The following is an 18,768-nucleotide window of genomic DNA, read 5'->3' as shown; positions in this document are numbered from 1 at the left end:
CTTCGCATGATCGAATTTCCCCGGACAGCAGTGCGCTTTCGCGGGAATGACGGCCGTGTGGATTGCCTGCGAAGCAGCGCAAAATACATGCCGGACAGCAGTGAGCGAAAGCTGGAATCCAGCGACTTGAAAATCTGCAAAGGCACTGGATTCCAGCTTTCGCTGGAATGACGAGCTGATGGCACTGAATTTCCATGGGAAATTTTCGATGCCGGGTGCTATGCCCGCGCATTTCTGAAGAACTTCATTTTCCCCGGACAGCAATGGGCCTTCGCCGGAATGACGAGTGGGAGTTTCCGGTGACTGAAAACCTTAAGTACGGGTCAGCGATCTCACCCCTCCCCTGCAAGCAGGGGAGGGAGCAGCAGTTACAGCGTAATCACCTTCTGCCCAGCCGCCTTCAACTTGTCGTTGAGCGCCGCCAGATCCTGCTGCTTCAACTTCTGCCATTCATCCAGCGTCGCCCCCAGCGTTTTCGACAATGTGGCATACGAGGCCTGCGCATCCGGACTCGGATCCGCATCGGCCCCGTCCACCGCCGCAAGCAGCGTTTCCAGGTTCATCGACAAGGCGCGCAGGCTATCCGTGCGGCGTGGCGGCGAGCCGATCGTATTGCGCGGATCGGCGTGCAGCGGCATGCCTGAAACATCCGAAGCGTGCGCTATCAAAGCCGCAACCTGATCATGCACCGCGCCGCTGGCATGCGACTGCCGATCGTCCAGCGCCTGCAGCAGTTGTTTCGCCTCTGCGCTGGCCTTCGCCACCTGGCCCGCGGCCGTTTCCACCTTGATGGCCAAGTCGAACTCGCGCTGTATGGCCGCCACCGAAACGGTCACGCGCGGATCCGGCTTGATGACCAGCGGCTGCCGGTAAGTGTGGCCATCGACGGATAGCGCCACCGTGTAGTTGCCGGGCACGGCCCACACGCCATCTTTCTGATGCCGGCGCCCCTCTTCGCCCTTGCCGGCGTAGCGCAGGTTCCACACGAAGCGATGCATGCCGGGCGTGGTGTGCAGCGGCGTGGGAACCGGCACCCATGCCGGCGCGAATTCAAGTTTCGCCGGATCGAGCATGGGCGGCTTGTCATCGCTGCTGAAGCTGCGCACGGTGTTGTTCTGCGCATCCAGGATGGTCAGCGTCACCGGGCCTTTGACGTGTTGCGGCAAGGTGTAGTCGATCATCGCGCCATCGGGCGGGTTTTCCGCCAGCGGCTCGTCCTTCGGCATGGGCGTGCCGGTGAACGCGGGATGGCGCACACGATACGCATCGGCCGGCTTGAACAGCGTCGCCGCCTGGGTGCTTGCGCCGTCCATCTGCCGCAGCGCCGTCATGTCGTCCATGATCCAGAAGCCGCGGCCGTGGGTGGCGATCACCAGGTCATCCTGGTGCACGTCGATATCGCGCACCGAGGTCGATGGCAGGTTCTGTTGCAACGGCTGCCAATGCGCACCGTCATCGAACGACACGAACATGCCTTTTTCGGTGCCGGCATAGAGCAGGCCTTTGCGGACGGGATCTTCGCGCACCACATTCACGAAGCTGTCGGCCGGAATGCCGTTGTCGATACGCTGCCAACTCTTGCCGCCGTCGGTAGTGCGATAGATATACGGTGCATCGTCATCGAGCCGATGGCGATCGATGGCGAGATACGCCACGTCCGGGCTGAAGTGCGACAACTCGATGCCGCCCACTTTCGACCATGGCGTCAGCGCACCCGGCGTGACGTTGCTCCAATGCGCGCCTTCGTCGCTGGTGCGCCACACCAGACCATCGTCCGTGCCGACCCACAATGATTTCGCGTCGAGCGGGGAGGGCGCAATGGTGTAGATCACGCCGCGCTGCTTGTCGACGTGATTGTCGTCCGCGGCCGTCGGCGCATCGAGGTTGGAAGGTATGCCTGCATCCGGACGCGTGAGATCGGGGCTGATCGGCGCCCAATGCTCGCCGCCATCCGAGGTACGGAACAAGCGCTGATTGGCGAAATACAGCACCTTGTGATCGCGCTTGGAAAACTGCAGCGGCAGTGTCCACGCGGCGCGATAATGCGCAGCGGGATAGGCCAGCGTGGGATCGACGCTGCGCACCTGTTCGGTACGCATGTCGAGCTTGTCCACGCGTCCGCCGTAGACGATGTCGTGATCGTCCGGATCAGGCGCAATCATGTCGCTCTCGCCGCCGGGCGTGAGTTCATGGAATTGCTGCATGGTGATGCCGTCATGGCTGCTGCTGCGGCTGGGCAGCGACACCGCGCCGGAATCCTGCTGCGCGCCATACACCCAATACGGGAAACGGTTGTCGGTGCTGACGTGATAGATCTGCGCGGTCGGCTGGTTGTACCAGCTGCTCCATGTCGTGCCGCCGTTGAGCGTGATCAGCGTGCCCTGGTCGATGCCGAGTATCTGCCGGTTCGAATTGGTCGGGTCGATCCACATCTCGTGGAAGTCGTCACCGGTCGGATCGCCTTTCAACGCGATGAACTGCTTGCCGCCGTCGTCCGAGCGCAACACGATGGTGTTCATCACGTAGATGCGATCGGCGTTCTTCGGATCGACCGTGAGCCGATTGAAATACCAGCCGCGCTGCCAGATGCGCTGATCGTCGGTGACATGCTTCCAGTGGGCGCCGGCATCGTCGGAACGGTAGAGGCCGCCTTCGCCATTGGCCGCATCGACCAAGGCATAAACGCGGTTGGGATCGCTGAGCGCGGTCGCCACGCCGATGCGGCCGGGATGCGCGGCAAAGCCGTTGCCTTGCACTTGCGTCCAATGCGAACCACCGTCGTGCGACACGTACAAACCGCTGCCCGGTCCGTTGGAAGGCGGGTACACGCTCCACGGCGGGCGGCGCGTCTGCCACAGCGAGGCGTAGAGGGTGTTCGGATCATCCGGCTTGAACGCCATGTCGATCGCGCCGGTGTCGTTGTCCTTGAACAACACCTTTTCCCAATGCTGGCCGCCATCGGTGGAGCGGAAGACACCACGTTGCGCATTCGGCCCGTAGGCGTGGCCCAGTGCGGCGACGTACACCACGTCCGGATTATGCGGATCGACCAGGATGCGCCCGATCTGCCGCGTGTCGTCCAGGCCGATGTGCGTCCAATGCTTGCCGCCATCGGTGGATTTGTACATGCCTTTGCCATGCGCGATATCCGAGCGCATGTCCGCTTCGCCGGTGCCGACGTACACGGTATCCGGCCGCGATGGCGCGATGGCAATCGCGCCGATCGAGCCGACACGTTCCTCATCGAAGATCGGCTGCCAGGTGCGGCCGGCGTCATTGGTCTTCCACACGCCACCATCCACCGCACCAAAATAGAAATGCCGGTCGTCGCCGGGAATGCCGGTAACGGCCAGCACGCGGCCGCCGCGGAAGGGGCCGATCAGGCGCCAGTGCAGATCCTGGAATAAAGAAGGATCGACGGTGGCGTGGGCGGCAAAGGCGGTGGTGATGCCGAAGGCGAGTAGAGCAAGGCGGCGCAGTTGCACGGGGCGTTATCTCTTGCGGGGAGAGGGGTTTACTCCCTCTTCCCTGCGGGGAGAGGGCTGGGGTGAGGGGCCGCTCTTGCCTTGAACCAAGCATGCCGCGTTCTTTCATGCTGCCGTCATTCCCGCGCAAGCGGGCATCCACGTTGATCTCAGGCAAAAGCCGGATGGATTCCCGCTTGCGCGGGAATGACGTCCATGTAGTAACGCAAGGTTGCCCCTTACCCTGGCCCTCTCGCTGGAGAGGAAAGGGAGTTGTCGCTCCACTGTAACGCCGTCATCCTCGATTCCAAAGGGTAAACCGATGGCATATAGCCAAGCGCGGCCACATGCGCGATAAGAGGCGGCTCCCTCGCCGTTGCCTGGATCCTGCATGTTGCCGTTGCGCCGCGCCGCGCTGCCGTTTGCCTTGTTGCTGCCGTTGGTTTCGCTCGCTGCCTGGGCGCAAGATGATGATCAGGTTCCTGCCAGCCACAAGACCACCAAGCTGCCGGCGGTGAGCGTCCACGCCAGCGACTGGCGCAAATACCAGCAGGCCAAGCTGCAATACCAGATGCCGGAGGTGGATGGCCCCAGGATCACCGTCACCAAGAAAACCACGGTGACGCATCTGGAAAACCAGCCCACGGTGATCGGCAACAACCTCAACCAGGCGCTGGCCCGCTCGCCCGGCGTGCTGGTTTCCGAACAGCCGACGCCGACGCAGTTCAACTTCAGCTATCGCGGCATCGGCAATCCGCAGGAGTCGGAATTCGTGCTGGTGATGCAGGACGGCATCCCGATGGAAGGCGACTGGATCGGCTTTCCCACGCTCTACGCGTTTCCGATGACGCAGAGCCTGTCCGAAGTGCAGCTTATCCGCGGCGGTTCCAGCCTGCTGTATGGACCGGAGCCGGCGCCGGTGATCAACCTGGTCTCCAAGCGCCCGGCGCCGAACACGCCGCTCAGCATGAGCACTGAAAACGTCGTCGGCGAACACGGCCTGTTTTCCAGCTACAACGTGATCGAGCGCAATCAAGGTGCATGGGCGTTCCGCGCCGATGCAGGCTATGTGCATAGCGACGGCACGCGCGCGAATGACGGTTCGCAGAACCGGCAAGCTGATTTCTACCTGGCCTACAAGCCCGACGAGCACCAGCAGTGGTGGTTGGACTTCCATGCAATCAGTGCCGTCTCCGGCGATGCCGGGCGGCTTAGCTATACGCAATGGCAGCAGGACCCGCGTACCGTTACCACGCCCTATAACCGCGACTGGGTGAACCGCGATCAGCTGGTGCTGGGCCATACGCATGATTTCGGCGACCAATGGTCGCTGGATGCCAAGCTGTGGTTTACCTACCAGGACCTGGTCAGCCGCGCAGCGAAAGCGCCGTTGCCTGGCCAGCTGCCGCCGAGCAGCACGACTTTGCAAGACGAAGCCTTCCGCACCTACGGTGCCGACGTGCGCCTGCGCAAGCACTGGGGCCATGGCAATGCGTTCACCATCGGCACGGTGATGTACTACGGCAGCGATCCGTTCCGGCAGTGGAGCAGTGCGGACCTGATGGTGGCGCCGGATGACCGCAGTGGCAGGCCGATCCTCAACCAGCGCCGCAACTCGCAGTACAACGCCGTGTTTGCCGAGAACGTGTTTCGCCTGCCGCATCGTATCCATATCGTGCCGTCGGTGCGCTTGGAGCGCGAACGCATCTCCGTCGACGAAACCGTGCGCCCACCGTTCCTGTCGCGCCCGCTGATCAAGGAAACCGATACGCGCCATCTGCCGTTGTTAGGCCTGGGGCTGGGCAACGATTTCGGCCACGGCAACGAAACCTACTTCAACGTGTCGCAAGGCTGGCGCCCGTTGCGCTTTTTCGACGTCGCACCGCCTTTCAGCAACTTGCTGGAAGGCCATGCCGCGCAGTTGTCCAAGTCGGTGTCGTGGGAAGCCGGCGTGCACGGCGCGCCGGTCACCGGTCTTTACTACGACGTGAGCGTGTTCTGGATCAATTTCCGCAATCGCCTGGAAACGCAATACATCAACGCGATCGACACCGTTTACGTCAACACCGGCAACACGCGCAGCCGCGGATTGGAAGCGCAGCTCGACTACGATTTCTTCGCGCCGACCGAGCTGGCTACCGAAGGCCAGCACCTGGAAACCTTCTTCAATGCCAGCCTGCTCAACGCCAGGTTCGTCGCAAGCGCCATTCCCGGCCAGGTCGGCAAAACCCCGGCGTTTTCGCCGGACTATCTGGTCAAGACGGGTGTGACCTGGCGCAACGAACGCGTGAAGCTCAGCCTCACCGCGGTGTCCTCGGCGGCGCAGTATTGGCAGGATTCCGATCAGCCGTACGGCAGCGGCATCACGTATATGCCGGCGCGCATGCCTGCCTATACGGTGGTGGACGTGGCCTCGGATTGGCAGTTGAATCATTCGCTGCGCTTGCTGGCAGGTGTCAGCAATCTCGGCAATCGGCATTACTTCGATCGCGTTTGGCAGAATGGACTGGAGCCGGCGTTTGGCAGGACTTGGTATACGGGGTTTGCGTTGAGTTATTAGGCGCACTCAATCTTACGTGGCCGTCATTCCCGCGAAAGCGGGAATCCATTTGCTCTGATGCAAATGGTGAAGATGGATTCCCGCTTTCGCGGGAATGACGGTGAGGAGAGGCCGAGCGTACGGAAGTAGCATGCATTCGGTCTTGGTTGCTCATCACTTCGCAGCGGGAGTTCACATGTCGACACGCGCTCTTCTCCGTCCTCTTTCCGCACTCGCCTGCGCGTGCCTGCTCGCCAGCGCAGTGCCGTTGCAGGCGGACACGCCGCCAACACCGAACCACGCCAGCGACGCCTTGCAATGGCGCCTCGTCGGCCCGTTCCGCGGCGGCTGGGCGACGATGGCCGCCGGCGATCCCAGCAAACCCGATACCTTCTACATCGGCACCGCCGGTGGCGGCGTGTGGAAAACGACAGACGCCGGCCGCACCTGGCAGCCGAGCTTCAACGAGCCCGCCGCACCCATCGGCGCGATCGCCGTGGCGCCTTCGAACACCAACGTGATCTACGCCGGCTCCGGCCAGGTGGCCGCGCGCTATGACGTCGCTGCCGGCAACGGCATGTACCGTTCCGATGACGGCGGCAAGACGTGGCAGCACATCGGCCTTACCGAGAGCAAGCACATCGGCCGCATCATCGTCGATCCACATGATGCCAACACGCTGCTGGTCGGCGTGCTCGGCCATTACTTCGGGCCGAACAAGGAACGCGGCGTCTATCGTTCCACCGATGGCGGCAAGACCTGGCAGCAAACGCTGTTTGTCGATGCCGATACCGGCGTGGTGGACCTCGCTGCCGATCCGTCCAATCCGAGCATCGTCTACGCCGCAACCTGGCAGGTGCGCAACTATCCTTGGCTGTCCTACTTTCAGCCGAACGCAGGGCCGGGCAGCGGTTTGTACAAGTCCACCGACGGTGGCGTGACCTGGAAGCGCATCACCGGCAACGGTTGGCCGGCCGGTACGCTGGCGCGCATCGGCATCGCCACGGCAAGCGGCAATCGCGTGTATGCCGTGGTGAACTCCGCCAATCCGCGCAAGGACAGCGGCCTGTATCGTTCCGACGATGGCGGCGCCACCTGGCAGGCGGTAAGCCATGAATCCTGGCAGCCGAACGACTACTTCAGCCGTATCACCGTCGATCCGCAAAATCGCGATCGCATCTATTCGGCCGGACAATCCATCCGTCGTTCCGATGATGGCGGCAAGCACTGGGCCATCTTCAAAGGTGCGCCGGGCGGCGACGATTACCATTTCCTGTGGATCGATCCGCGCGACTCGACGCGCATGATTGCGGCAAGCGATCAAGGCGCCGTCGTCACCGTCAACGGCGGCAAGAGCTGGAGCAGCTGGTACAACCAACCCACCGGCCAGTTCTACCACCTCGCCACGGATAACCAATTCCCGTACTGGATTTATTCCGGCCAGCAGGATTCTGGCACCGTCGGCATCGCCAGCCGCAGCGACTACGGTTCCATTTCCTATCGCGACTGGCGCCCGGTGGGCGGTGATGAGCGTGATTACGACGTGCCGTATCCGGACGATCCCAACATCGTGTTCGGCTCCGGTCTCGGTGGCCGCGTCTCGCGCTGGGATCGCCGCACCGGCGTCGTGCAGAACGTGACCGCATGGCCGGTGAGCAGCTACGGCCAACGCCCCACCAACTTCAAATACCACTACACCTGGATCACGCCGATCGCGTTTTCCGCCAAGCCGCCGTATGCGCTTTACCTCGGCGCGCAGGTGTTGTTCCGCAGCACCGACCAGGGCCAGCACTGGGACGTGATCAGCCCCGATCTCAGCGCAAAGAAAGAAGGCGCTACCGAGGGCTGCCAAGGCAATCCCAACGCGCAGCAGGCGCGCGATTGCGGATACGGCGTGATCTACAGCATCGCACCGTCGCCCTTCAGCAACGATGAAATCTGGATCGGTACCGATGACGGTTCCATTCAATACACGCGCGATGGTGGCAAGAACTGGCAGAACGTCACGCCGAAAGAACTGCCGCACTGGGGCATCGTCAGTTCGCTCGACCTGTCCACGTTGAAGCAGGGCACTGCCTACGCCGCGGTCGACAACCATCGCCAGGATGATTTCCATCCGCACGTGTGGCGCACGCACGACTATGGCAAAACCTGGACGGATATCGCCGCGGGTTTGCCGCAAGACGATTTCGTGAGCGTGGTACGTGCCGATACGCAGCGCGAAGGCTTGCTGTTTGCCGGTACCGATCGCGGCGTATACGTGTCGTATGACGACGGCGCGCATTGGCAATCGCTCCAACGCAATTTGCCCACCGCATGGGTGCGCGACCTCACCATTCACGGCAACGACCTGGTCGCCGGCACGCAGGGCAGGGCAATCTGGATTCTCGACGACATCACGCCGCTGCGCCAGGCCGGCGCCGACAACGCACGCAAGACCACGCTCTACACACCGGCCGATGCCGTGCGCGTGCGCGCCAACGAAAACAAGGACACGCCACTGCCGCCCGACGAACCGCTCGGCCAGAACCCACCGGCCGGCGCCATCATCGACTACCAGTTGGCAAGCACCGCGAAAGGCCCCGTCACGCTGGACATCCTCGACAGCGACGGCAAAACCGTGCGCCACTACTCCAGCGCCGACAAACCGGAAAACCTGCCGGCCCGGCGCTACTTCCAGAAAGGCTGGCTGGGTACGCCGGAAAAACTCGGCACCAGCGCCGGCATGCACCGCTTCGTGTGGAACCTGCGCTATCCGCGCCCGGAGGCTTTGCTCTACGGCTACAGCATCGCCGCCACCTGGGATTCCGATACGCCGCTTACGCCCGAAGGTCCGCTGGCATTGCCGGGTAAATACCAGGTGGTGCTCACCGTCGATGGCAAATCCTATCGCGCACCATTGAACGTCGTGCCCGACCCGCGCGTCACGATCGACCAGAACGCCCTCGCCGAAGGCCTGGCCTTCTCGCGCGACGTCGGCACAGCGCTGCAACACGTCTGGCAAACCCATGGCGAGGTCGATGCCGTACGCGATCAACTCGACGATGCCGAGAAAAAGGCCGGCAGCAACCCATCGCTGCACGAGCAGATCGACAGCCTCCGCAAGAAAACCGACTCGCTCGTTTCCGGCGACAGCGAAAACTCCACCAACCTCGAAGCCATGAACGATGCGCTCACCGCCATCGCCAGCGACGTGGAAGGCGCCGATCGCGCTCCCACCGGCGGGCAGCGGCAGGCGTTTGCCGAATACAAGGCGAATCTCGATAAAGCCGTTGCGCAGTGGCAATCGATTCGCAATTCAGATCTACCTGCGCTCAACGCGAAGCTGCATGCCGCGAGCATCAAGGCGATCAGCGTGCCGGCGGCGAATCAGCTTCATGCCGAAGGGCCGGCTGATTCGGATGATGTTCCATAAGGCTGGGCTGAAAAAGGCTGGGACTGCATCCTGGCCTTGGGCCTTTTCTGCTGCCACGGCCTGGTTATGAAATGACTTGTCTTAATAGTCATAATTTAGCTAAATTATGACTATATTCAATGACCATGGGAGCGGGCAACAATGGAAGGCAATCAGGTTTCCAAGTCTGAATTCAAGGCAAAAGCGCTTGAATTTTTCCGGCAGATCGAGGCGTCGGGTGAAAGCGTGGTTGTAACCGATCACGGCAAGCCTGCCTTGGAAGTCCGGCCGTACCGTGGCAGTGATCGTAATCCGCTTGATGTACTGCGCGGCTCGGTTGTTCGTTATAGCAACCCAACGGCGCCGGTAGGTGTGGCGTGGGAAGCGGCGCGGTGATCGTTCTCGACACGCATGCGCTGGTTTGGTGGGTGAACGGCGATGATGGCCTGAGCGCTAAAGCCAGAAAGGCTATCGAACATGAGCTGGATGGTGGCGAAATTGTGATTTCTGCTATCTCGGCCTGGGAAATCGCTATGTTGGTAGCGCGCGAAAGACTTGTACTGTCAATGGATGTGGAGAGTTGGCTTAGTACAGTGGCGCAAATCGATGCGGTTCGCTTTATTCCCGTGGACGTCGAAATCAGCGTGAAGTCGGTAAATTTGCCCGGTGAATTTCACAATGATCCGGCCGATCGCATGATTGTGGCGACGGCACGCAAGCTGGCTGTTTCACTCGTGACGCGCGACGAAAAGATTCGTAGCTACAGGCACGTCAAGACGATCTGGTGATAATTCGCAAGTTGGACGAAACTCCTGTGCGCAGGTTGGGATGCGAACTAACGAAGATTGGCATTCCGGCGAAGGATGAAGCATCCGGAATTTCCACCTTTCGTCTATTGGGCCTCTTGCCGAATCCTCCGTGATGTTTGCAACCGCCAGTCTCCTGAAGGAGCCGTAGGTGGCGCATGGACAGGTTGCGCATACAAGACTGCAAATGCCTAAAACTTCGCATGTGTGATGCACCAATCATGCTGCGAAGCAGCAGCCTCGCACGCTTTTCAAGTTTGTAATCATTCTTCTCATGTATTTGAGCTAGAGTCGGATGGCCCACTTATGCGGCATATTGTCTCGAGCGAACCATGGGGAAACGAGCATGACCGTAGTGCCTGAATCTGTACCGGCGTCAGCGGGAGCGACGTCAGGTTGGTTGGCCAGGGAACGCACCATCGCAGGGCCTCGTTTCAATCGCTGGTTCGTGCCGCCGGCGGCTTTGGCCATCCATTTGTGCATTGGCATGGCTTACGGTTTTTCGGTGTTCTGGCTGCCGATGAGCAAGCTGGTTCCGGGCGCGGCCAGTTGCGAAAGCCTCGGCTTTTTCGCGCAGCTGTTTGCGGGGTCGTGCAATTGGACGGTGCCTGCCGTCACGCACATCTTTGAAACGTTTATCGCCATGCTGGGTATTTCCGCCGCGATCTGGGGCGGTTGGCTGGAGCATGCGGGACCGCGCAAGGCTGGCTTTATCGCGGCCTTGTGCTGGGGTGGCGGGTTGGTGATCGGGGGCATCGGAGTGTCAATGCACCAGCTGTGGCTGGTGTTTCTGGGATGCGGCGTGCTTGGCGGTATTGGTCTGGGTATCGGCTATATCGCACCGGTGTCCACGCTGATCAAATGGTTTCCGGACCGCCGCGGCTTGGCGACCGGTTTCGCGATCATGGGTTTTGGCGGTGGCGCGATGATCGGTGCGCCGATCGCGGTGGCCTTGATGGCGCGCTTCGCTCATGGCGAAGTGGCGGGTGTCGCCAGCACGTTGATCGTGATGGGCATTCTCTACTTCCTCGCCATGACGGCCGGCGCATTCGGCTTCCGCGTGCCGCCCAGCGGTTGGAAGCCTTTGGGCTGGACGCCACCGGCCGTCACCAACACGCTGATCACCACCAAGCACGTACATTTGAACGTGGCGTGGAAAACACCGCAGTTCTGGATGCTGTGGATCGTGTTGTGCATGAACGTGACGGCGGGCATCGGCGTGCTCGCCATGGCCAGCCCGATGTTCCAGGAAGTGTTCGGCGCGCGCCTGCTGGGAGCTGCCGCAACGGCGTCGCTCACGGTCGCGCAGAAGGCATCGATTGCCGCTGCGGCAGCCGGCCTGGTGGGCTTGATCAGCCTGTTCAACAGCCTTGGCCGTATTTTTTGGGCATCCATGTCGGATTTCCTCGGCCGCAAGACCACCTATACCGTGTTCTTCCTGCTCGGCATCGCGCTGTACTGCGTCTTGCCCACGCTGGGTCACTTAGGCATGGCGGGCGTGTTTGTTATCACCGTGTGCGTGATCCTGTCGATGTACGGCGGCGGTTTCTCCACCGTGCCGGCTTACCTGGCCGACATTTTCGGTACGCAGATGGTCGGCGCCATCCATGGCCGGCTGCTCACCGCGTGGTCGGTAGCGGGTGTCATCGGTCCGTTCCTGATTGCCGCCTTGCGCCAGGCGCAGCTGGATGCGGGTGTTGCCAAGAACCTGGTATACGACCGCACGCTGTATATCCTGGCCGCCCTGCTGCTGATTGGCTTTATCGCCAATTTAATGGTCAGGCCGGTCAAGGAAGCGCACCATATGACCGACGAGGAACTCGCGCGCGAACGTTCGTTGCAGCACGAGGCGCCGGGTGTCATGGCCAATGCCGAGCAGGCGGCGCGTGGCGCTTTCGGCATCGTGGGTGCGATTGCCTGGGCGGCGGTCGGGATTCCATTCCTGATCGGCGTGTGGATTGCGCTGAGCAAGGCTGCCGCGTTGTTTTGAGGTGTTGCTTGGATGCTGAAAATCGATTCTTTCTAAGCTGGATGCGATGCTCCCATGGCCGTCATTCCCGCGAAAGCGGGAATGACGGCCATGGAATAGATAGTGGTGCACGGAAAGAGCGATAGCTGCTGAGGATTTTTCTATTATGAACCCCGCAAAAAACATCGCATCGCTGCCGCTGATCGATGACAGGACTCGCGGTGCCGTACTCGATGTGACCGCCAGGCTGAAGGATCGGCCCGGCGCTTTGCTACCCATCCTGCATGGCGTGCAGGATGCGCTGGGTTACGTACCCGAAGAAGCCATCCCGCTGATTGCGCGCGAACTCAACCTGTCGCGCGCCGACGTGCATGGCGTGGTGACGTTCTATCACTACTTTCGCACGCATCCGGCTGGCAAGCGCACCATCTACCTGTGCCGCGCCGAATCCTGCCAGTCGATGGGCGCGGCGAAGCTGGAGCAGCATGTGAAGCAGCGGCTCGGCGTGGATTTCCATCAAACCACCGCAGACGGTGCATTCACCCTGGAACCGGTGTATTGCCTCGGCAATTGCGCGTGCTCGCCGGCCATGATGGTGGGTGATCAACTGAAGGGCCGCATGACGCCGGCAAGCTTCGACGCATGGCTGCTGGCGGAGGCGCAATGAGCATTACCGTTTACGTGCCGTGCGATGCCAGCGCCGTCTCGCTGGGCGCCGATGCCGTGGCCAAGGCGATCGAATGCGAGGCCGCTTCACGCAACCTGGACGTGCGCATCGTGCGCAACGGTTCGCGCGGCCTGTACTGGCTGGAGCCGATGGTGGAAGTGGAAACGCCTGCTGGCCGTGTTGCCTACGGTCCGGTGCAGGTGACCGACGTACTGGGCCTGTTCGATGCCGACTTTCTGCACGGCGGCGTCGATGTATTGAAGCTGGGGCTCAGCGAGGACATCTCTTGGTTGAAGAGCCAGCAACGGCTGACGTTCGCGCGCGTCGGCGTGATCGATCCGCGCAGCCTGGATGATTACCTGGCGCACGATGGTTATCGAGGCCTTGCCACGGCATTGAAAATGGAACCGGCGGCGATCGTGCAGGCGGTCACCGACTCGGGTTTGCGCGGCCGCGGTGGCGCAGCGTTTCCCGCCGGCATCAAGTGGAAGACTTGCCTGGATGCAGGCGCCGAGCAGAAATACATCGTCTGCAATGCGGACGAAGGCGATTCGGGCACGTACTCCGATCGCATGATCATGGAAGGCGATCCGTTCGTGCTGATCGAGGGCATGACCATTGCCGGCCTGGCGGTTGGCGCTACGCGCGGCTATATCTATCTGCGCGTCGAATACCCGCATGCGCAGCGCGCGCTGGACGCGGCCATCGAGACGGCCAGGGCGCGCGGTTATCTCGGCGACGATATCCGCGGCAGCGGCAAGGCCTTCCACCTGGAAGTGCGCATGGGCGCCGGTGCCTATATCTGCGGCGAGGAAACCTCGCTGCTGGAAAGCCTGGAAGGCAAGCGCGGGCAGGTGCGCTTCAAGCCGCCGTTGCCGGCTATCGAAGGTTTATTCGGCAAGCCCACGGTGATCAACAACGTGATCACGCTGGCGACGGTACCCATCATTCTGGATCGTGGCGCGGCGTTCTATCGCGATTATGGCGTGGGCAAATCACGCGGCACGTTGCCGCTGCAATTGGCCGGCAACGTAAAACAGCCAGGGCTGGTGGAACGCGCTTTCGGGCTTACGTTGCGTGAGCTGATCGAAGGCTACGGCGGCGGCACGGCAAGCGGGCGTCCTGTGCGCGCAGTGCAGGTGGGCGGTCCGTTGGGCGCCTACATTCCCGCGTCGCAACTGGATACACCAATCGATTACGAAGCGTTTGCAGCCATCGGCGGCATGGTTGGCCACGGTGGCATCGTGGTGTTCGATGACACCGTCGACATGGCGGCCCAAGCGCGTTTCGCGATGGAGTTCTGCGCGATCGAGTCGTGCGGCAAGTGCACGCCGTGCCGGATCGGTTCCACGCGCGGCGTGGAAGTGATTGATCGCATGGTTGCCGGCGATGCGGCGGAAAAGGCGCGCAACGAAGTGTTGCTGCGCGATCTATGCCAAACCATGGTGGCGGGTTCGTTGTGTGCATTGGGTGGCATGGCGCCGTTTCCGGTGTTGAGTGCGCTGGATCATTTTCATGAGGATTTTGAAGACAAGAAGCACTCGCTTTTAAGCCCTCTCCCCTCCGGGGAGAGGGTTGGGTGAGGGGCGAATCTTGCGGTGAAGTTATGCAGGTGCAGGGCAGTGGCTTGATTGAAGTTTCCGGCAAGCCTTCACCCCTCACCCCAACTCCTCTCCCCGAAGGGGAGATGGGCTATGTACCGCTGAGGAGGTAGTTAGTCATGCTGTCCATCGTCGACATCGACCGCGGCACCCCCGCCGTCACATCGGACAAGCAGGTCACGCTGGACATCGATGGCCGCAGCATCCGCGTGCCGGAAGGCACGTCCGTGATGCGTGCCGCGTCGCAGGCCGGTATCAATATTCCCAAGCTGTGCGCCACCGACATGCTGGACGCCTTCGGATCCTGCCGGCTGTGCCTGGTCGAGATCGAAGGCCGCAAAGGCTATCCCGCATCGTGCACCACGCCGGTTACGGAAGGCATGAAGGTCAGCACGCAAACGCCCAGGCTGGCCGAGATCCGCCGTGGCGTGATGGAGCTGTACATCTCCGATCACCCGCTGGACTGCCTGACCTGTCCGGCCAATGGCCATTGCGAATTGCAGGACATGGCTGGCGTGGTGGGCCTGCGCGAAGTGCGTTACGGCTACGAGGGCGAAAACCACGTTCTTGCGAAGACGAAAGGCGGCGAGGTCAATCCGCTGTTCGCGCCCAAGGACGAATCCAATCCTTACTTCACCTTCGATCCGTCCAAATGCATCGTCTGTTCGCGCTGCGTGCGCGCCTGCGACGAAGTGCAAGGCACGTTCGCGCTGACCATCCAGGGGCGCGGCTTCGAGTCGAAGGTCTCGGCCAGCCAGGACAACCTCTTCCTGGATTCCGAATGCGTGTCGTGCGGTGCCTGCGTGCAGGCTTGCCCTACCGCGACCTTGTCGGAAAACTCATTGATCGAGCTTGGCCAGGCCGAACACAGCATCGTCACCACCTGCGCCTATTGCGGCGTGGGCTGCAGTTTTCGCGCCGAGATGAAAGGCGAGGAAATCGTACGCATGGTGCCGAACAAGGACGGTCACGCCAACCATGGCCACTCCTGCGTGAAAGGGCGCTTTGCGATCGGCTATGCCACGCATCCGGATCGCATCAATAGGCCGATGATCCGCCAGAAGACTACCGATCCGTGGCGCATCGTCAGCTGGGAGCAGGCGATTGCGCATGTCGCCAGCGAGTTCAGGCGGCTGCAGGATAAATACGGCAAGTTCTCGATCGGCGGCATTACCTCCTCGCGCTGCACGAACGAAGAAACCTACCTGGTGCAGAAGCTGGTGCGCGCCGGCTTCGGCAACAACAACGTGGATACCTGCGCGCGCGTCTGCCATTCGCCCACCGGTTACGGCTTGAAGTCGACCATGGGTGAATCGGCCGGCACGCAGGATTTCGATTCCATCCGCTACACCGACGTGGTGCTGGTGATCGGCGCCAATCCCACCGATGCGCATCCGGTGTTCGGTTCGCAGATGAAGCAGCGCCTGCGTGCGGGCGCCAGGCTGATCGTGATCGATCCGCGCCGCATCGACCTGGTGCGCACGCCGCACATCAAGGCGGACTATCACTTGAAGCTGCGGCCCGGCACCAACGTGGCCGTGCTCAATGCCCTGGCGTACGTTATCGTTACCGAGGGGCTGGTCGATGAAGCCTTCGTCGCCGCGCGTTGCGAAAAGCCTGCCTTCGACAAGTGGCGCGCGTTCGTGGCACAGGAAAAACACAGCCCCGAAGCGTTGGAAGCGGAAACCGGCGTTCCGGCGGCGATGATCCGCGGCGCCGCTCGCCTCTATGCCACCGGCGGCAACGCAGCGATCTATTACGGCCTGGGCGTTACCGAACACTCGCAAGGTTCCACGGCGGTGATGGGCATTGCCAACCTCGCCATGGCCACCGGCAACATCGGCCGCGAAGGCGTGGGCGTGAACCCGATGCGCGGGCAGAACAACGTGCAAGGCTCTTGCGACATGGGCTCGTTCCCGCACGAGTTTCCCGGTTATCGCCACGTGGGCGATGCGGCGGTGCGTGCATCGTTCGAAGCGGCCTGGGGCGTGCACTTGCATGACGAACCCGGCCTGCGCATTCCCAATATGTTCGAGGCCGCCATCGACGGCAGCTTCAAGGGTTTGTATATCGAAGGCGAAGACATCGCGCAGTCCGACCCCGACACGCAGCACGTTACGGCCGCACTGGAAGCGATGGAATGCGTGGTAGTGCAGGACCTGTTCCTCAACGAAACCGCCAAGTTCGCGCATGTGTTCCTGCCCGGTTGCTCGTTCCTGGAAAAGGACGGCACCTTCATCAACGCCGAACGCCGCATTTCGCGCGTGCGCAAGGTGATGGAGCCGAAGAACGGCTATGCGGATTGGGAAGTGACGCAACTGCTGGCCAACGCGATGGGTTGTCCCATGCACTACACGCATCCGTCCGAGATCATGGACGAGATCGCGCGCCTCACACCCACCTTCCACGCCGTGAGCTTCGAGAAGCTCGACCAGCTTGGCTCGATCCAGTGGCCATGCAATGAAGCGCATCCGCAAGGCACGCCAGTGATGCATGTGGGCGAGTTCGTGCGCGGCAAGGGCCGTTTCATGCTCACTGAGTACGTGCCGACGTCGGAGAAGGTCAACGCGGCATATCCGCTGATTCTCACCACCGGCCGCATCCTCAGCCAATACAACGTCGGTGCGCAGACGCGCCGCACGCCCAATGTGGCATGGCATGACGAGGATCGTCTGGAAATCCATCCGCACGATGCGGAGGAACGCGGCATCCGCGAAGACGACTGGGTGGGCATCGGGAGCCGCGCCGGGCAGACCGTGTTGCGTGCACGCATTTCCGAGCGCATGCAGCCGGGCGTGGTGTATACGACGTTCCATTTTCCCGGCTCCGGCGCCAATGTCATCACCACCGAGAACTCGGACTGGGCCACCAACTGTCCCGAATACAAGGTAACGGCGGTGCAAGTGACGCGGGTCAACCAGCCTTCCGAATGGCAGCAGCGTTACCAGGCGTTCTCTCAAACGCAGCAGGCTTTGCTGGATGCAGCCGAAACGTCCTGATCCATCCGGTGCTGATCAAGGCCGCGGCTACGTGATGCGCCAGGTGGATCGCTATCGCCTTGGCGAGCGCGAGCAGGTGAGCGATGCCATCACCGAAGAAGTACCGGTGGCGATGCTCTACAACGAGGTGCCATTCGCCGTGATGATGGTGACACCACTGGATCTGGAGGATTTCGCGCTGGGCTTTTCGTTGAGCGAAGGCCTGGTGGCGAAGCCGGACGACCTGTTGTCGATGGAAGTGCGCCCGCGCCTGGAAGGCGTGGAATTGGCGATGCACGTGGCATCCGATGTGGTCGGCCAGCGTGCCGGCGAGGGTGGCGAGCGCTTGCTGCCGGGACGCAGCGGCTGCGGCCTGTGCGGTGCGCGCATGCTGGAAGATGCCGTGCGCCATCCTGCTCCCGTCGGGCCTGGGCCGCGCATCGAAACTGTCGCGCTGGAGCGTGCCCTGGATGCGTTGCAGTCCATGCAGCCGGTGAACAGCGCAACCGGTTCCGTGCATGCCGCAGCCTGGATCGACGTGGACGGCAACATCATGCTGGTGCGCGAAGATGTCGGCCGCCATAACGCATTGGATAAATTGATCGGCGCCATGGTGAAGGCGCGCCTCCGTTCGCAGCAGGGTTTTCTGCTCGTTACCAGTCGTGCGAGCTATGAAATGGTCACCAAGGCCGCGAGCGCCGGCATCACCGTGATGGCGGCGATTTCCGCGCCCACCGCGCTGGCCATGCATCTGGCCGAAAGCACGCATATGACGCTGATCGGCTTCGCGCGGCCGGGCAGCTACGTCGTCTACACTCACCCGCAGCGCTTGCTGCACGCGCAGGAGCAACGGCATGAATATCGAACGCCTGGTGGCGATGGTGAATGACATCGGCCATTACTTTGCCGCCGAGCCGGATGAGGCGCTGGGCGTGGCTGGTATCGCCGATCACTTGAAGCGGTTCTGGGAGCCAGGCATGCGCAAGCAGATCGTGGCACATCTGGCGGCAGGCGGCGAAGGCTTGGAGCCGCTGGCGAAGAAGGGCGTGCAGCGCTTGGCGGAGATCGACAGCAAACTGCATGCATGACCGCTTGCCGTAATGCATCCACCGTCAGTCCGACGCAGGCCCACTGCAGTCCGGGGAAAATGAAGTTCTTCAGAAATGCGCGGGCATAGCACCCCGCATCGAAAATTTTCCATGGAAATTCAGTGCCATCAGTCCGTCATTCCAGCGAAAGCTGGAATCCAGTGCCTTTGCAGATTTTCAAGTCGCTGGATTCCAGCTTTCGCTCACTAGTGTCCGGCACGGCTTTGCGAATCCGCAGCAAGACATGGATATGACGCAGCTT

At 61.8% G+C, this 18,768-nt stretch carries 12 protein-coding genes; 10 read left to right on the top strand and 2 right to left on the bottom strand.

What is annotated here, in order from left to right; all coding sequences use genetic code 11:
* The coding region (locus tag V7M64_RS20435) for a hypothetical protein (protein WP_333681789.1) at positions 1-264 on the bottom strand (264 nt) is incomplete at its 3' end.
* A gap of 104 nt (positions 265-368) precedes the next feature.
* Entirely contained in the window at positions 369-3,485 is a 3,117-nt protein-coding gene (locus V7M64_RS20430) for a hypothetical protein (RefSeq protein WP_333681787.1), read from the bottom strand.
* 370 nt (positions 3,486-3,855) lie between these two features.
* Here V7M64_RS20430 and V7M64_RS20425 point away from each other — a divergent pair, with 370 nt between their 5' ends.
* From V7M64_RS20425 to V7M64_RS20380, 10 genes are all read left to right on the top strand, one after another.
* A complete protein-coding gene (locus tag V7M64_RS20425) occupies positions 3,856-6,024 on the top strand; it encodes a TonB-dependent receptor (RefSeq protein WP_333681786.1) in 2,169 nt (722 codons plus the stop codon).
* Between the two features lie 175 nt (positions 6,025-6,199).
* Positions 6,200-9,418 carry a hypothetical protein gene (locus tag V7M64_RS20420; protein WP_333681784.1) on the top strand — a complete coding sequence of 1,073 codons (3,219 nt, stop codon included), beginning with the start codon at positions 6,200-6,202 and terminating at the stop codon, positions 9,416-9,418.
* 141 nt (positions 9,419-9,559) lie between these two features.
* Positions 9,560-9,793, top strand: a complete 234-nt coding sequence (locus V7M64_RS20415; RefSeq protein ID WP_333681782.1) for a hypothetical protein — start codon at positions 9,560-9,562, stop codon at positions 9,791-9,793.
* Positions 9,790-10,185: a type II toxin-antitoxin system VapC family toxin gene (locus V7M64_RS20410; protein WP_333681780.1), complete on the top strand. Its 396-nt coding sequence runs from the start codon at positions 9,790-9,792 to the stop codon at positions 10,183-10,185. The genes V7M64_RS20415 and V7M64_RS20410 overlap by 4 nt, the downstream gene beginning before the upstream one ends.
* Before the next feature lie 364 nt (positions 10,186-10,549).
* Positions 10,550-12,193 (top strand): OFA family MFS transporter, encoded by a 1,644-nt coding sequence (locus V7M64_RS20405; RefSeq protein WP_333681778.1) that lies wholly within the window; start codon positions 10,550-10,552, stop codon positions 12,191-12,193.
* A gap of 145 nt (positions 12,194-12,338) precedes the next feature.
* The gene (locus V7M64_RS20400; RefSeq protein ID WP_333681776.1) at positions 12,339-12,839 is read left to right on the top strand and encodes a formate dehydrogenase subunit gamma; all 501 of its coding nucleotides are present in this window, start codon (positions 12,339-12,341) and stop codon (positions 12,837-12,839) included.
* Complete coding sequence (locus V7M64_RS20395; RefSeq protein WP_333681775.1) at positions 12,836-14,422, top strand: NADH-quinone oxidoreductase subunit NuoF; 1,587 nt, start codon at positions 12,836-12,838, stop codon at positions 14,420-14,422. The genes V7M64_RS20400 and V7M64_RS20395 overlap by 4 nt, the downstream gene beginning before the upstream one ends.
* Positions 14,423-14,559: 137 nt before the next feature.
* Positions 14,560-17,439, top strand: a complete 2,880-nt coding sequence (fdhF, locus tag V7M64_RS20390; protein ID WP_333681774.1) for a formate dehydrogenase subunit alpha — start codon at positions 14,560-14,562, stop codon at positions 17,437-17,439.
* Positions 17,420-18,307, top strand: a complete 888-nt coding sequence (fdhD, locus tag V7M64_RS20385; RefSeq protein WP_333681772.1) for a formate dehydrogenase accessory sulfurtransferase FdhD — start codon at positions 17,420-17,422, stop codon at positions 18,305-18,307. The genes fdhF and fdhD overlap by 20 nt, the downstream gene beginning before the upstream one ends.
* Positions 18,273-18,506, top strand: coding sequence for a formate dehydrogenase subunit delta (locus V7M64_RS20380; protein WP_333681770.1), 234 nt, complete (start codon positions 18,273-18,275; stop codon positions 18,504-18,506). Before fdhD ends, V7M64_RS20380 begins: the two co-directional genes overlap by 35 nt.
* The last annotated feature ends 262 nt before the right edge of the window (positions 18,507-18,768 follow it).

The organism is Dyella sp., assembly GCF_036746095.1.
GTDB lineage: Bacteria > Pseudomonadota > Gammaproteobacteria > Xanthomonadales > Rhodanobacteraceae > Dyella_B.
Note: the sequence above shows the minus strand (reverse complement) of the source record. Positions and strands in the feature narration are given on the sequence as shown.

Coding starts and splice junctions, on each gene's coding strand:
- V7M64_RS20420 (WP_333681784.1), top strand. CDS start 6,200: ATGTCGACACGCGCTCTTCTCCGTCCTCTTTCCGCACTCGCCTGCGCG.
- V7M64_RS20415 (WP_333681782.1), top strand. CDS start 9,560: ATGGAAGGCAATCAGGTTTCCAAGTCTGAATTCAAGGCAAAAGCGCTT.
- fdhF (WP_333681774.1), top strand. CDS start 14,560: ATGCTGTCCATCGTCGACATCGACCGCGGCACCCCCGCCGTCACATCG.
- V7M64_RS20405 (WP_333681778.1), top strand. CDS start 10,550: ATGACCGTAGTGCCTGAATCTGTACCGGCGTCAGCGGGAGCGACGTCA.
- V7M64_RS20425 (WP_333681786.1), top strand. CDS start 3,856: ATGTTGCCGTTGCGCCGCGCCGCGCTGCCGTTTGCCTTGTTGCTGCCG.
- V7M64_RS20380 (WP_333681770.1), top strand. CDS start 18,273: ATGAATATCGAACGCCTGGTGGCGATGGTGAATGACATCGGCCATTAC.
- fdhD (WP_333681772.1), top strand. CDS start 17,420: ATGCAGCCGAAACGTCCTGATCCATCCGGTGCTGATCAAGGCCGCGGC.
- V7M64_RS20395 (WP_333681775.1), top strand. CDS start 12,836: ATGAGCATTACCGTTTACGTGCCGTGCGATGCCAGCGCCGTCTCGCTG.
- V7M64_RS20400 (WP_333681776.1), top strand. CDS start 12,339: ATGAACCCCGCAAAAAACATCGCATCGCTGCCGCTGATCGATGACAGG.